This is a genomic window from Anaerovirgula multivorans (genome assembly GCF_900188145.1).
Taxonomy (GTDB): Bacteria; Bacillota; Clostridia; order Peptostreptococcales; family Natronincolaceae; genus Anaerovirgula; species Anaerovirgula multivorans.
Genome location: NZ_FZOJ01000004.1, coordinates 104,000 through 119,160, shown reverse-complemented (window position 1 = coordinate 119,160; position 15,161 = coordinate 104,000). Strand labels below are relative to the sequence as shown.

Here is a 15,161-nt window from a genome sequence, read left to right as displayed (position 1 = left end):
GATGGAGAGCTTTAAAAATTTCGTAGAAAAAGTAGGATATCCTAGACTGATCATTGGAGGATTTTTATTTATCCTTTCTATTATGGCGGCTATGCTGTCGATACCCATCCCTGGACTTATTGGGGATATCCTTACCCGTATAGGTATGAATGGTATATTGGTACTGGCTATGGTGCCGGCTATTCGAGCTGGGGTAGGTTTGAACTTTGCTCTTCCTTTAGGGATTGTATGTGGATTGATAGGAGCTTTAATTAGTATAGAATTTAAACTAACTGGATTTACAGGTCTTTTCATTACATTAATAGTGGCGATCCCTTTAGCTGCTATTGTTGGCTATTTTTATGGGCAAATGTTGAATAGAATGAAGGGCCAGGAGATGACAGTAGGAACCTATGTAGGTTTTTCTGTTGTATCGGCGATGTGTATCTTTTGGCTGTTGGCCCCCTTTAGAAGTCCAGAATTAATTTGGGCTGTTGGTGGTAGCGGCTTAAGGGTTACAGTTTCTCTTGAGTCCTCTATAGATAAAGTTTTGAACAGCTTTTTAAGTTTCAATTTTGCGGGTGTTCAGGTGCCTACGGGATTGTTGCTATTCTTTGGTTTATGTTGCCTTATAGTATGGTTTTTTGGAAAAACTAAAAGCGGTGTTATTATGAATGCTGCTGGATCAAATGAAAGATTTGCAACCGCCACTGGAATTAACGTAAATCAACAGAGAATATTAGGGGTAATCCTGTCAACAATACTAGGAGCAATCGGTATTATTGTTTACAGTCAATCCTTTGGTTTTTTACAGCTGTATAATGCACCTCTTTACTCTGCTATGCCTGCAGTCGCAGCGATATTGATTGGCGGCGCATCGATCAAAAAAGTTAAAATTTCTCATGTTATTATAGGAACTTTCTTGTTCCAAGCTTTATTGGTTGTGGCCCTTCCTGTGCTCAATATATTAGCCGATGGAAATATGTCAGAGGTTATTCGAATGATTGTTCAGAACGGCATTATTCTTTATGCCTTAACGAGAAAAACAGGAGGTGACTTAGCCTAATGGATCAGAATGTGAAACTAGATGAGATAAAAACCAAAAGACAGATGACATCAGACTATATCTTCCGATTCATTGTACCTATTGTCTTTATAGTTCTATGTGGAATTGGTTATAATTTGTCAGAACTTCAATTCACTTTCGTATTGAACGAAGTAATTACAAGACTAGCTAGGAACTCCTTCTTGGTAATATCCTTAATCATTCCTGTTATAGCAGGGATGGGATTAAATTTTGGAATTGTATTAGGAGCTATAGCTGGACAGATTGCTTTAGTCTTTGTTACAGACCACTCTTTAGGAGGATTAAGCGGTCTCTTGATAGCCTTTCTAGTTTCTACTCCTTTAGCTATTGTATTTGGTTATTTGGTAGGACAGGTTTTAAATAGAGCTAAAGGTAAAGAAATGATTACCAGTATGATTCTAGGTTTCTTTGCAAATGGTGTATACCAACTGGTATTTTTGGTGTTTGCTGGCACCATTATTCCCTTTAAAACCGAGAAGCTGATTATATCTACGGGGATGGGAGTTAGAAATAGTGTAGACTTGATCGGCGTTCGACAGGCGTTGGACAATGTTTGGAAAATTAGGCCATATCAAGGATTAACTGTTCCTATGAGCACCATTATTGTAGTAGGCTTATTGTGTTTGACATTAACCTTTTTCTTAAGAACCAAGTTAGGCCAAGAGATGCGTACTGTAGGACAGAATATGCATATAGCTGAAGTATCAGGAATCAATGTTGACAGAACAAGGATTACTGCCATCATTATTTCTACAGTTCTAGCAGCATGGGGACAAATTATTTTTCTTCAAAATATTGGTACCTTAAACACCTATGGAAGTCACGAACAGGTAGGACTTTTTGCTGTAGCATCTTTATTAATTGGTGGTGCTTCTGTTACAAAGGCTACCTATAGACAGGCGTTATTGGGAACCTTCCTTTTCCATATGCTATTCATTATATCTCCAATGGCGGGACAAAACTTAATGGGGGATAGCCAAATTGGAGAATTCTTCAGAGTATTTGTTGCCTATGGAGTTATAGGATTGGCGCTATTATTACATGCTTGGCAAAAAAGAGGAAAGAAATAAAATTTAAAAAAAATTCTTGACAAAGGGTATGAATCGTAGTAGGATATATTTTATATATATCAGTTACATAGTTGCCAAAATGCTATGAAAGAGAATAGTAAACGGGGATAAGGTTATAGAGAGCCAATGTTAGGTGGAAATTGGTACCAAAGACTGTTGAATCCGCTCCCAAGCAGACGGGGAAAAAACCCGTTCCGGTTAATACCGTTATTGAATTTGAGGTCATAATATTTTATGACAAAACAAGGTGGCACCACGTGAGTATAGCTCTCGTCCTTGGCTTTTTAGGCCAAGAACGGGAGTTTTTTATTTATAAAAATAGTTTACCACGTTAATGAGATAATGTAATAAATAGGAGGTTGGAGGGATGAAAGTTGTTAAAAAGACTCAATGAAAACCTAGAGAGGATCTTTCAAATCTGAAGCATGATAATTGGTTCTCAAGCGGCAGGAACAGGAGGACCAGAGGAGTTGAAGTAGAAATATAATTTTAAAGGGGGAAAACACATGAAGGTGTTAGTGACGGAAAAAATTGCTGAAAAAGGTATCGAGGCCTTAAAAAACTCTGGAATGGAAATAGATGTTGATATACAGTTAAGTGTAGATAGAGAAAGGCTACTGGATATTATTAAAAACTACGATGCTATTGTAGTCCGAAGTGTTACGAAAATTGATGAAGAATTTTATCAACATGCTACCAATCTAAAGGTGGTGGGTAGAGCTGGAAATGGAGTAGATAATATTAACATGGAGGGGGCGACAAATCGAGGAATTATCGTAGTCAATACTCCCGAAGCCAATACAGTATCTGCGGCGGAACATACGATAGGACTACTTATTGCATCATGCCGTAATATTCCTCAAGCTAATAGCTTTATAAAAAACAGAAATTGGGATCGAAGTGGCTTTAAAGGGACAGAGCTTCAGGGAAAAACATTGGGAATTGTTGGATTAGGTAGAATAGGTTCATTGGTAGCCACAAGAATGCAAGCTTTTGGAATGAGGGTTATTGCCTATGATCCCTATATTACAGATGAACGATTTAGTAAATTTAGTGTTGAGAAAATAAAGAAGCTTGGTGACTTAGTAAAGAAATCAGACTTCATCTCAGTCCATACGCCTAAGACAGAAGAAACCTTTGGCATGATTGGAGAAGAAGAATTTAAAACAGCAAAAAAAGGTGTCCGGGTTGTTAACTGTGCAAGAGGTGGAATTATTGATGAGGATGCCCTGGTCAAAGCCATTAGAGAGGGTATCGTAGCTAGTGCAGGAATAGATGTGTTGGTGAATGAGCCAAATACCACATCACCATTATTAGATTTAGATAATGTTATTATTACTCCTCATTTAGGAGCAGATACGGTAGAAGCACAAAATAACGTAGGGGTGACGATTGCCCAAGAAGTGATCAGTGCCTTAAAGGGCGGGATGGTGCCGAATGCAGTAAACCTTCCAACCCTACAGCACCAGGAGTTAGAAGCGCTAAAGTCCTATTTGCAGCTAGGGGAAGTATTAGGGAAGCTATATCATCAGCTGGAAAAGAAGCCTATTGAAAAAATAGAGGTAATTTATAGCGGTACAGTGGCTGATATGGAAACGTCAGCAGTTACTTTAGCAATATTAAAAGGGGTTTTCGAACCGATACTTAAAGAACGAGTAAATTATGTGAACGCTAGGTTAACAGCTAAGAACAGGGGTATAAGTGTTGTGGAAAGTAAGCAGACGGTAAATGGCGATTACATGAACAAAGTTCGAATCAATATTATTACGAAAGAGAAGACCTTTACAGCAGCAGGAACCATATTTGGTAAGAAGGATGCTAGAATTGTAGAAGTGAATGGTTTTGAATTTGATGCAACCCCTACACCTTATGTGCTAGTAGCGAATAATACTGATAAGCCCGGTATGATTGGACAAATTGGTACTTTATTAGGCGCTAGCAAGGTAAATATCGCTACCATGCAGGTAAGTAGAAACGTTAAAGGGCAAGAGGCTATGATGTTTTTAACGGTAGACTCAGAAGTGGACAAAGAAACTTTAAACATGATTGGCAATGTGGAAGGTATTTTGAAAATTAATCTTGTTAAGCTGTAAAGAGATAGGGGATGAGAAAAAATGAAAAAATTTAAGATAGCTGTTATTCCAGGGGATGGTATAGGGAACGAAGTCATGGCAGAAGGCATTAAGATATTAGACACTTTTGCTGCTATTAAAGGAGATATTAGCTTTGAGTATCAATATTTTCCATGGGGTTGCGAGTATTATTTAAAAACAGGAAATATGATGGATGCCAATGGTTTGAAAGTTCTAAAGGAATTTGATGCCATATTATTAGGAGCAGTGGGGGACCCATCGGTGCCAGATCATGTTTCACTTCATGGATTGCTTCTTAAAATAAGACAGGGCTTTAACCAATATATCAATCTAAGACCTATAAAGCTATTACCAGGGGCACCTTGTCCCCTAAAGGATAAAGGACCAAAGGATATCGATTTTGTAGTAATTCGTGAGAATGTTGAAGGGGAGTATGCAGGAGTAGGTGGAATCCGATTCCCAGATATGCCAGAGGAAATAGCCATTCAAACAGGAGTTTTCACTAGAAAAAACACGGAAAAAGTAATGGATTATGCCTTTAAGCTGGCACAAAAAAGAAATAAATTTAATAAAGTAACCAATGTTACGAAATCCAATGCGTTGAACTATAGCATGGTATTTTGGGATAAAATCTTTAAGGAAATCGCAGAGGGATACCAAGACATTAAAACAGAAACAAATCATGTGGATGCCGTAAGCATGTATTTCCTTCAAAGGCCAGAAACCTACGATGTATTAGTGGCTTCCAACCTCTTTGGAGACATTATTACTGATTTAGGGGCAGCATTGCAAGGAGGATTAGGCTTTGCCGCCAGCGGTAACCTGAATTTAGAAAAGGAATATCCCTCTATGTTTGAACCAGTTCATGGCTCAGCGCCAGATATAAAGGATAAGGGAATTGCCAATCCTATAGCTATGATTTGGACAGCAAAAATGATGTTGGATTTTCTTTTAGAGGATCCCGATACAGAGGCGATTATTGAAGCCATTACAGGGGTATTATTAGAAGGAAAGACATTGACACCAGACTTAAAGGGAAATGCTAAAACCCATGAAGTAGGGGATGCAGTGTGTCAAAAGCTAAAAATGCTTTTAGGTTAAGGTTAGGATATATAGAGATATGACAGTAGATTTGAATTTTAATATACTAAGGTCTACATTTGCAGCCCTGGGTTTGGGCGAAACCGTAGACCGTGTATATTAAAATTCTTAGTCACATGCCTATAGATAATCTGCCTCAATAAATAGGAGTGATGAATGAATGGATGGTAAAAAAATATTGAATCGAATAGCTTATGCAGCGACATTAGGTGAAGAAAACATTTTTACCGTGATTGATTATGCAGTAGAAAAAGGATTTTCTGCTATTGAGCTGAATCTAAATGTACCAGTTTTTTTTCCGGAGAGCTATAGTAAGGAGGAGAGACAGAAAATAAAGGAAAGGGTAGAGCAGGAGGGCATTGCCCTAAGCTTCCATGCTCCTGAAGATATGCCTCTATATCAGCTACATCCCTCTGTAAGAAGAGCAGGATTAGAAAGATTAAAGGAATGTATGGATTTTGGAGGAGAAATAGGAGGAGCAAAGATTACCTTTCATCCGGGAGCCTCTGTTTGTTTTACACAAACCGATAGCAAAATTTTCCTGCAGGATGTATATGTCGAGGAATTTGCAGGTTTATTTAAGGAGGCTTTGGAGGAAATAAGGGAGCATGCCAGGGGAAAGATTTTACCCTGTATTGAAAATGTAGGAAATTTTAATGGTATGATTCGAGAAGTACTGGAGGAAGTCTTACCTCAAGGAGATTTATATCTCACATGGGATATAGGGCATTCCTATGGACAACCAGAAAATGAAGCCTTTTTCTTGAAAAATATGCAATATATAAGAAATTGTCATATCCATGATCATAACGGCAAACAGGATCATCAGGTAATCGGAGATGGAAAAATAGATTTCCTATATTATTTTGGACTTCTGGAAAAAATTGATACATCCTTTGTATTGGAAGTTAGACCAGTGGAGAAGGCATTGATATCAAGAGATAATCTAGAGAAGCTTCTAAAATAAGCTCAGATAAAAACCGATAAAAACAAGAATTAATCATTGACAATGACTATGAACCTATGATAACATACTTTCAAATGTATAATCTATAAGCATGTGTATACCTTTAAATTGGTCCAGAGAGGCCAGGAAGGATGATGATCATGACAAGTATGTTAGAAAATATATTTCAAGTATTTAGTATATCCATAAAAAAATTGAAGGACAATAAAAAGATTGTTAAATAATAATCTTTTTATTGTCCTTTTTGTTTTTCTGTGGTAATTAGGTTAAAAGCTAAGGGCTAAAGGTATGCGCTTATGAATTTTAATATCCACGGTCTACGGTTTTGCCCTTGGCGGAAAAACTTCGCCAAGGACTGCAAATGTAGCCCTTTGTATATTGAAATTCAAACATCTAAGTATATGTTTATTAAAACAGTAAGGGAGAGGTGCAAATGAAACTATTGATCAAAAATGGAAGAGTAATTGACCCTATTTCTAATACTGACGAGGTAAAGGATTTATTGATAGAAGATGATAAAATTATTTTAATTAAAAAAAGTATACACACCAAATCAGATTATTTAATAGATGCCAAGAATTGTTGGGTAGTGCCAGGATTAATTGACATTCATGTGCACTTAAGAGAGCCCGGTTTTGAGCATAAGGAAACAATAGAAACGGGAAGCCAAAGCGCTGCCAAGGGAGGATTTACAACCATATGCTGTATGCCCAATACAAATCCATCTATAGATAGTAAAGCTATTGTAGAATATATTCAGCAAAAATCTTTAAAGGAAGCTATAGTCAATGTATTACCTATAGGGGCCATTACCAAAGGGCAGTTAGGCAAGGAATTGACAAATGTTCAGGAACTGGCAGAGGCAGGGGTATGTGGGATCAGTGAAGATGGAAAGACCGTGATGAATTGCACTTTGATGAAGAAGGCGTTGGAGCTGGCGGCGCAATACAAAATACCGGTTTTTTCTCACTGTGAAGATCATTATCTTTCTGGTGATGGTGTCATGAATGACGGAGAAAGGTCAAAGGAATTAGGGATAAAGGGTATATCTTCAGATTCTGAGGAAATTATTGCTGCTAGAGATATCTTTTTAGCAAGAAACTACAACGTAAAGTTGCACCTTTGTCATATCAGTACAGGGGGGACGGTAGATATTCTTAGAGATGCAAAGAAAAAAAGGAAAAATGTCACTGCAGAGGTATGTCCCCACCATTTTACATTAACAGAAGAAGCAGTAACCAGTGAAAATACCAATACAAAAATGAATCCCCCTCTAAGAACCTATAAAGATGTAGAAAAAATAAAAAAAGCATTAAGGGATGGCATTATAGATATCATAGCGACAGACCACGCGCCCCACCATGAAAGAGAAAAAAATGTTTCCTATAAAGAAGCAGCTTTTGGGATTGTAGGATTAGAAACAGCAGTAGCCTTAACTATTACAGAATTGGTAGATAAAGGGGTGTTAACTCCTATGCAAATGATAGAGAAGATGAGCACCAATCCTGCTAAATTGATTGGGATAGATAAGGGAATACTGAAGGTCGGTAAGACTGCAGATATAACGATTATAGATCCTGAAGCCTCCTATGACATTGATGTAAACACCTTTGTTTCAAAAGGTAAAAACAGCCCCTTCCATGGGAAAGAGGTAAAGGGAAAGGTAAAGTCTACCATCGTTGGAGGAAAAGTAGTAGTAGATCATGGTGAGCTAATAAAACGTTAATAGATATAGGAGGTTATATAGATGATAGACATGCTGATAAAGAAAATAGAAGAATTACAAAATCCAACTGTAGTAGGTTTAGACCCTAGATTAAATTTAATACCTTCCCATATTAAAGAGGAAGCCTATAACCTATATGGGAAAACTCCAAGGGCAGCAGCAAAGGCTTTTTTACAGTTTAATAAGGGAATCATTGACGGAATATGTGATTTAATTCCAGCTGTGAAGCCCCAGATAGCCATGTATGAACAGTACGGGGCAGAAGGGATACAAGCTTATATTGATACGGTGGAGTATGCTAAAGGAAAGGGATTAATTGTTATAGGAGATATTAAAAGAAGTGATATTGCCTCCACTGCTGAAGCTTATGCAGATGGACATATTGGCAGGGTGAAAATAGAGGAGGAGAGCTATGTTGTTTATAGAGAGGATACCATCACTTTAAACCCTTATCTTGGGTATGATTCCATTGAACCTTATCTAGGGCACTGTAAGAACTATAATAAAGGATTATTTATTCTTGTTAAAACCTCTAACCCCAACAGTGGAGAGATACAGGATTTGAATATAGGGGGAGAAAAGCTTTATGAGAGAGTGGGAAAAATGGTGCAGCAATGGGGAGAAGCCTTCATAGGAGCAAGAGGCTATAGCTCTATCGGGGCAGTAGTAGGAGCAACTCATCCTCAACAGGCAGAAAAACTTCGTAGCATTATGACAAGTACTTATTTCTTAGTACCAGGCTATGGAGCTCAAGGAGCCACTGCTGAGGATTTAAAAGGATATTTCAACAAAGATGGATTAGGAGCAATCATTAATTCCTCTAGGGGGATCATTGCAGCTTATAGTAAAGCGCCATATAAATCCCTATATAAGGAAGAAGAATTTTCCTTAGCGGCTAGAGCAGCAGTATTGGATATGAAAGAAGATTTGCAGAAATTATTCTAACATAATATGTGAGAATTAAATTTTAATATACACGGTCTACAGTTTCGCCCTTGGGTTAAAAATGTAGCTTAGTATATTAAAATTTATAACTAAATTAAGATGTCCCCCGCCTCTATAGGCGGCGGGTTCCACTTAATTTTTTCAGTGGGAGTTCAATCTCCCACTAAAAACGTTGAATGACGGGCAAAGCCCTTATTGAAGCGTATATCTATAATAACTGAGAGGTGAAAATATATGAAGGCAAAGTTGATTTTAGAAAATGGCAATGTTTTTGAAGGGGAAGCCTTTGGATATATTGAGGAAACAGTGGGAGAAGTGGTGTTTAACACAGGAATGACAGGTTATCAAGAAATTCTAACAGATCCCTCCTATTATGGGCAAATGGTGGTAATGACCTATCCCCTTATAGGAAATTATGGAGTGAATCTTGAGGACATTGAATCATCATGTCCAAAGGTAAAGGCACTAATTGTAAGAGAATGGGCTTCTAAACCAAGCAATTGGAGATGTGAAATGGGTTTAGAAGGCTACCTGAAGGAAATGAAAGTAATGGGTCTAGCAGGAATTGATACTAGAGCCTTAACAAAAATTCTTAGGAATCATGGAACCATGAAGGGGATTATTTTAGCAGAGGATGCACCTGTAGAAGAAATACAAAGAAAGCTTAAGATTTTTCATAATGATGATGCAGTACAAAAAGTGACAACAAAAGAAACCTATAGAATTGAAGGCGCAGGAAAGCATATCGCTGTGATAGATTTTGGCATCAAAGAAAATATTTTAAGGTCCCTTCGCAAAAGAAATTGCAGATTGACAATTTTCCCAGCAGATATAGAAGCGGAGCAGATATTAAAAGTAAATCCCGATGGTATTTTCTTATCGAATGGACCAGGGGATCCAAAGATATTAGTAAAGACCATTGAGACTATCAAACAACTAATTGGGAAAAAACCTATCTTAGGAATCTGTCTTGGACATCAGCTATTGGCCTTGAGTTTAGGAGGAGACACAGAAAGACTGAAATTTGGACATCGTGGGTGTAATCATCCAGTAAAGGATTTGATTAACAACAGGGTGTATATTACTTCTCAAAATCATGGTTACGTTGTGAACAAAAATAGCTTACCAGAAAATGTTATAATAACTCACATTAATCTAAATGACAATACAATCGAAGGAATGAAGCATAGGGATTTACCAATATTTAGCGTGCAATTTCATCCAGAAGCATCACCGGGGCCTCAGGATACTGCCCATATATTTGACACATTTATGAAGTCATTAGAAGGAGGATTCAAATGCCAAGAGATTATAGCATAAAGAAAGTATTAGTTATTGGTTCGGGTCCAATTATTATAGGACAAGCAGCAGAGTTTGATTATGCGGGAACACAGGCCTGCCGAGCGTTAAAGGAGGAAGGGGTGGAAGTCGTATTAATTAATAGTAATCCTGCTACCATTATGACAGATAAAGAAATGGCGGATAAGATTTATATAGAACCATTGACTATTGATTTTGTGGAGAAAGTTATTGTGAAGGAAAAACCTGACAGCATTTTAGCAGGAATGGGAGGACAAACAGGGCTTAATCTTGCAGTTGAGCTTTTTGATAAGGGTATATTAGAAAAATACAATTTGAACGTTATAGGTACATCTATAGAAGCCATTAGAAAGGGGGAAGATAGGGAGCTTTTCAAGAATTTGATGGAAAGTATTCAACAACCTGTCGTAGAAAGTGAGATTATCACAAACCTAGAGGATGGCTTTCAGTTTGCCACTAGGGTAGGTTATCCAGTGATTGTAAGGCCTGCCTACACCCTAGGAGGTACAGGTGGAGGAATTGCCGATGATGAAATAGCTTTGAGAGAAATTTTAGGGCAAGGGCTTCAGATGAGTCGGGTAGGTCAAGTGTTGTTAGAAAAGAGTATTAAGGGATGGAAGGAAATTGAGTATGAAGTGATGCGAGACCAGTATGGCAACTGCATTACTGTTTGTAATATGGAAAACATTGATCCTGTAGGGGTGCATACGGGGGACAGTATTGTGGTAGCTCCTTCACAAACCCTATCAGATAAAGAATATCAAATGCTGCGAACTGCCGCAATCAACATCATTAACGCTATTGAAATAGAAGGAGGTTGTAATGTACAGTTTGCGTTAGACCCTAAAAGCTTTCAATATGCTGTAATAGAGATTAACCCAAGAGTTAGCCGTTCTTCTGCCTTGGCTTCAAAGGCAACAGGATATCCAATAGCGGCAGTTGCTACAAAGATTGCTTTAGGCTATGGATTAGATGAAATAAAGAATGCAGTAACAGAGAAGACCTATGCTTGCTTTGAACCTACTCTAGATTATGTCGTAGTGAAAATTCCCAAATGGCCCTTCGATAAATTTCTTCAAGCCAATAAGGTATTAGGAACAAAGATGATGGCTACAGGAGAAATTATGGCAATAGGTAATAATTTTGAGGCAGCGCTATTAAAAGGGATACGGTCCTTAGAGATCGGTCAATATAATTTAGAAAGAAAAGTTTCAAAAGAAAAAACCTTAGAAGAACTCAAAAGGAAAGTACAGGTTCCGGACGACGATAGAATATTTGAGGTGGCAGAAATGCTTAGAAAAAGTTATCGTCCAGAAAAAGTTTGTGAAATTACTGGAATAGACAGCTTCTTTATAGATAAAATAATGAACATTGTAGTAGCGGAAGAAAAATTAAAAAAGACTCCATTAGAAGCGTTAACAAAGGAAATGCTAAGGCAGTTAAAGAAAAAAGGATTTTCTGACAAAGGGATAGCAGATTTAATAGGCTGTAGTCCTGAGAAAATATATGGATTAAGAAAACAATGGAAGGTTATTCCTACCTATAAAATGGTGGATACCTGTGGTGGAGAGTTTGAAGCGGTATCCCCCTACTATTATTCCACCTATGATCAGGTAGATGAAGTAGAAGTCAGCAGCAAGAAAAAAGTGATGGTAATTGGCTCTGGACCTATACGAATAGGTCAAGGAATAGAATTTGATTACTGCTCTGTTCATAGTGTTTTGACCCTAAGGGAAGCTGGAGTAGAGACAATCATTGTTAACAACAATCCAGAAACGGTAAGCACCGATTTTAATATATCCGACAAACTATACTTTGAGCCTCTAACAGAGGAGGATGTCTTAAACATTGTGGAAAAGGAAAATCCAAATGGTGTAATCCTACAGTTTGGTGGACAAACTGCTATTAAACTAGCAAAATTTTTCAGGAAAATGGGTATATCCATCCTAGGTACAAAACCTGAAGAAATAGACATGGCAGAGGACAGAGAAAAATTTGATGATTTAATGGAAAAACTGAATATTCCAAGACCAAAGGGAAAGACAGTTATGTCGATAGAGGAAGGAATCAGAGAGGCAAAGGTAGTAGGATATCCTGTATTAGTACGACCCTCCTATGTACTGGGGGGGCAAGGCATGGAGATCACTTATGAAGAAAAGGAACTAGAAAGATATCTAAAGGAAGCCTTTCTGCGGGATAAGAAAAACCCAGTTCTAATTGATCGGTACCTCATTGGACGAGAGATAGAAGTAGATGCCATATGTGATGGAGAAGAAATACTAATCCCAGGAATTATGGAGCATTTGGAAAGAGCGGGTGTTCATTCCGGAGACAGTATATCTATTTATCCTAGTCAGAAGGTTTCAATGGAAATAAAGGATAAAATCCTACAATATACAAAAGCTATTGCAGCTGCTCTAAAGGTAAAGGGTATGATCAACATTCAATTTGTAGAATTTCAAAATCAGCTGTACATCATTGAGGTTAATCCTCGTTCCAGTAGAACAGTTCCCTTCATTAGTAAAGTAACAGGGGTTCCAATGATTGCCCTAGCAACCAGAGTAATGTTGGGAGAGAAGCTAGAAAATCTAGGCTATGGCACAGGAATTTATCCAGAGGGAGATTTAATTGCAGTGAAGGTGCCAGTTTTTTCAACAGAAAAACTGCCGATGGTAGAGATGAGCCTAGGGCCAGAAATGAAATCTACAGGAGAAGTTTTAGGGGTTGGAAAAACTTTAGTAGAAGCTCTCTACAAAGGCTTTATAGGGGCAGGAATAAAGCTTCCTAAAAAGGAAGGAAAGATTCTAGTAACATTAAAGGATTATGATAAAGAAGAATTTGTAGTATTAGGAGAAGGCTTTCACAGAAAAGGCTATCAATTTATAGCTACAGAAGGGACAGCTGAGTACTTGAGAAATCAGAAGATCCCTGCAATAGAAGTTAAAAAAATCAATGAAGGGGTTCCAAACATATTGGATGTGATTCGAAGCGGTAGGGTTGAATTAGTGATTAATACCCCAACCAGAGGACATGATGCAAAACGAGATGGTTTTAGAATACGACGAACAGCGATGGAAGCCTCTGTCAATGTTCTGACATCTTTAGACACAGCAAAGGCAATGCTAGAAATTATAGAAAGCAATACTACAATCGATAGTCTGGAGGTTGTAGACTTAGGAGGGACAGCATGAAGACGATGGTAAAAGCAAGTATCATAAAAAACCTAGAGATTGCACCTGGGATTTATGAAATGATTTTGTTGTCGAAGGAGTTAGTAGAAACTGGATTTCCCGGGAAATTTGTAAATTTATATATAGAGGACGGACAACATCTGCTACCAAGGCCTATAAGCATATGTGAAACAGACAAAAATCAGCAAACCTTACGGTTGATTTATGCTGTCATAGGAAAGGGTACGAAAAAATTGTCAATTATGAAAGAAAAAGAGGAAATTAAAGTATTAGGTTCTCTGGGAAATGGCTTTTCAGTGGGAAGAGGAAATGGAAAAAACATTGTCATCGGTGGAGGAATAGGGGTTCCTCCACTGCTGGAGCTAGTAAAACAATTGGAGGGTAGTAAAACTGTATATTTGGGTTTTAGATGCAATCCTATCTTAGTAGAAGATTTTAAGAAATATGCAGACGAAGTATATGTAGCTACAGAAGATGGTTCCGAAGGATATAAAGGAAATGTGTTGGAGCTGATGGAACAGCATCAAGCTAAGGGAGATATGTTATATAGCTGTGGACCAAAGCCTATGCTAAAGGCTGTAGCTGATTGGGCAAAAGAAAACAACATAGATGGAGAGCTATCACTGGAGGAACGGATGGCCTGTGGCATAGGGGCTTGTCTTGTATGCACCTGTAAAACTGCAGAAAAAGAAGGGGAAGACTGGGAGTATAAAAGAGTGTGTAAAGATGGCCCGGTCTTTTCAAGGGACGAGGTGATTTGGGGATGATAAAACCAAGCTTAAAGATAAATATTGCAGGAGTAGAATTTAAAAATCCCGTAATGACAGCTTCGGGTACTTTTGGAAGTGGTAGGGAGTATGGAGAGTTTGTAGATTTAAATAAATTAGGTGCAGTAGTGGTAAAGGGGGTTTCCAGTGTAGCCTGGAAGGGGAATCCCACTCCTAGAGTAGCGGAGACCTATGGTGGCATGTTGAATAGTGTAGGACTACAAAATCCTGGAGTAGAGGAATTTGTTAAAAAGGATATTCCCTTTCTAAAGCAATATGATACAAAAATCATTGTAAATATTGCTGGAAAAACAGTAGAGGAATATTGTGCTGTAGCAGAAAGATTATCTTCGGAAGCTGTTGATATGATTGAACTGAATATTTCCTGTCCAAATGTCAAAGAAGGAGGTGTATGCTTCGGTACCGACAGTCAGATGGCAGAGTATGTTACAAGAGAAGTAAAAAAATACACGAAACAACCATTGATTGTAAAACTAAGCCCAAATGTAACGGATATTGTAGAGATTGCAAAGGCAGCAGAAGCAGGAGGAGCAGATGTCTTATCTTTAATTAACACCTTAACAGGTATGGCAATTGACATCCATAAGAGAAAACCTGTTTTAGCAAATATAGTAGGTGGACTTTCTGGACCTGCTATAAAACCAGTGGCAGTGAGAATGGTTTATCAAGTAGCACATGCAGTAAAGCTTCCGATCATAGGGATGGGAGGAATTATGTTGGGAGAAGATGCTATAGAATTCATATTGGCTGGGGCAACAGCTATTGCAGTTGGAACTGCTAACTTCATGAATCCTAGGGCTACAATAGATGTGCTTGAAGGGATGGAGGGCTATATGAAGCAATACGGTTATCAAGAAATGAAGGAAATACGAGGAAAGTTACTATAGATATAGG

Annotated in this window: 11 protein-coding genes and 1 other annotated feature; all 11 genes read left to right on the top strand. The window is 38.0% G+C overall.

From position 1 onward, the window contains the following. The first annotated feature begins 1 nt into the window (after position 1). The 11 genes from CHB72_RS05640 to CHB72_RS05585 all read left to right on the top strand — a co-directional run bounded on the left by CHB72_RS05640 (position 2) and on the right by CHB72_RS05585 (position 15,154). Positions 2-1,045, top strand: coding sequence for an ABC transporter permease subunit (locus CHB72_RS05640; RefSeq protein ID WP_089281895.1), 1,044 nt, complete (start codon positions 2-4; stop codon positions 1,043-1,045). Then, positions 1,045-2,136: an ABC transporter permease subunit gene (locus CHB72_RS05635; protein WP_242975045.1), complete on the top strand. Its 1,092-nt coding sequence runs from the start codon at positions 1,045-1,047 to the stop codon at positions 2,134-2,136. The genes CHB72_RS05640 and CHB72_RS05635 overlap by 1 nt, the downstream gene beginning before the upstream one ends. A 75-nt stretch (positions 2,137-2,211) precedes the next feature. Continuing rightward, positions 2,212-2,417: a binding site (T-box leader), on the top strand. 225 nt (positions 2,418-2,642) lie between these two features. Continuing rightward, positions 2,643-4,229, top strand: a complete 1,587-nt coding sequence (gene serA, locus CHB72_RS05625) for a phosphoglycerate dehydrogenase (RefSeq protein ID WP_089281893.1) — start codon at positions 2,643-2,645, stop codon at positions 4,227-4,229. A 21-nt stretch (positions 4,230-4,250) separates the two neighbouring features. Then, positions 4,251-5,330, top strand: a complete 1,080-nt coding sequence (locus CHB72_RS05620; RefSeq protein WP_089281892.1) for a tartrate dehydrogenase — start codon at positions 4,251-4,253, stop codon at positions 5,328-5,330. 160 nt (positions 5,331-5,490) lie between these two features. Further along, positions 5,491-6,297: a sugar phosphate isomerase/epimerase family protein gene (locus CHB72_RS05615; RefSeq protein WP_089281891.1), complete on the top strand. Its 807-nt coding sequence runs from the start codon at positions 5,491-5,493 to the stop codon at positions 6,295-6,297. A 433-nt stretch (positions 6,298-6,730) separates the two neighbouring features. Then, positions 6,731-8,023 carry a dihydroorotase gene (locus tag CHB72_RS05610; RefSeq protein WP_089281890.1) on the top strand — a complete coding sequence of 431 codons (1,293 nt, stop codon included), beginning with the start codon at positions 6,731-6,733 and terminating at the stop codon, positions 8,021-8,023. Positions 8,024-8,044: 21 nt separating this feature from the next. Next, the gene (gene pyrF, locus CHB72_RS05605; RefSeq protein WP_089281889.1) at positions 8,045-8,968 is read left to right on the top strand and encodes an orotidine-5'-phosphate decarboxylase; all 924 of its coding nucleotides are present in this window, start codon (positions 8,045-8,047) and stop codon (positions 8,966-8,968) included. 234 nt (positions 8,969-9,202) lie between these two features. Continuing rightward, complete coding sequence (locus CHB72_RS05600) at positions 9,203-10,288, top strand: carbamoyl phosphate synthase small subunit (RefSeq protein ID WP_089281888.1); 1,086 nt, start codon at positions 9,203-9,205, stop codon at positions 10,286-10,288. Next, positions 10,267-13,479 (top strand): carbamoyl-phosphate synthase large subunit, encoded by a 3,213-nt coding sequence (gene carB / locus CHB72_RS05595; protein WP_089281887.1) that lies wholly within the window; start codon positions 10,267-10,269, stop codon positions 13,477-13,479. The genes CHB72_RS05600 and carB overlap by 22 nt, the downstream gene beginning before the upstream one ends. Next, positions 13,476-14,246, top strand: coding sequence for a dihydroorotate dehydrogenase electron transfer subunit (locus CHB72_RS05590; protein WP_089281886.1), 771 nt, complete (start codon positions 13,476-13,478; stop codon positions 14,244-14,246). Before carB ends, CHB72_RS05590 begins: the two co-directional genes overlap by 4 nt. Further along, the gene (locus CHB72_RS05585) at positions 14,243-15,154 is read left to right on the top strand and encodes a dihydroorotate dehydrogenase (RefSeq protein ID WP_089281885.1); all 912 of its coding nucleotides are present in this window, start codon (positions 14,243-14,245) and stop codon (positions 15,152-15,154) included. Before CHB72_RS05590 ends, CHB72_RS05585 begins: the two co-directional genes overlap by 4 nt. Positions 15,155-15,161 lie beyond the last annotated feature (7 nt).

Excerpts from the sequence above, each read along its gene's own strand:
- CHB72_RS05640 (WP_089281895.1), top strand. The coding sequence starts at position 2 with ATGGAGAGCTTTAAAAATTTCGTAGAAAAAGTAGGATATCCTAGACTG.
- CHB72_RS05635 (WP_242975045.1), top strand. The coding sequence starts at position 1,045 with ATGGATCAGAATGTGAAACTAGATGAGATAAAAACCAAAAGACAGATG.
- serA (WP_089281893.1), top strand. The coding sequence starts at position 2,643 with ATGAAGGTGTTAGTGACGGAAAAAATTGCTGAAAAAGGTATCGAGGCC.
- CHB72_RS05620 (WP_089281892.1), top strand. The coding sequence starts at position 4,251 with ATGAAAAAATTTAAGATAGCTGTTATTCCAGGGGATGGTATAGGGAAC.
- CHB72_RS05615 (WP_089281891.1), top strand. The coding sequence starts at position 5,491 with ATGGATGGTAAAAAAATATTGAATCGAATAGCTTATGCAGCGACATTA.
- CHB72_RS05610 (WP_089281890.1), top strand. The coding sequence starts at position 6,731 with ATGAAACTATTGATCAAAAATGGAAGAGTAATTGACCCTATTTCTAAT.
- pyrF (WP_089281889.1), top strand. The coding sequence starts at position 8,045 with ATGATAGACATGCTGATAAAGAAAATAGAAGAATTACAAAATCCAACT.
- CHB72_RS05600 (WP_089281888.1), top strand. The coding sequence starts at position 9,203 with ATGAAGGCAAAGTTGATTTTAGAAAATGGCAATGTTTTTGAAGGGGAA.
- carB (WP_089281887.1), top strand. The coding sequence starts at position 10,267 with ATGCCAAGAGATTATAGCATAAAGAAAGTATTAGTTATTGGTTCGGGT.
- CHB72_RS05590 (WP_089281886.1), top strand. The coding sequence starts at position 13,476 with ATGAAGACGATGGTAAAAGCAAGTATCATAAAAAACCTAGAGATTGCA.
- CHB72_RS05585 (WP_089281885.1), top strand. The coding sequence starts at position 14,243 with ATGATAAAACCAAGCTTAAAGATAAATATTGCAGGAGTAGAATTTAAA.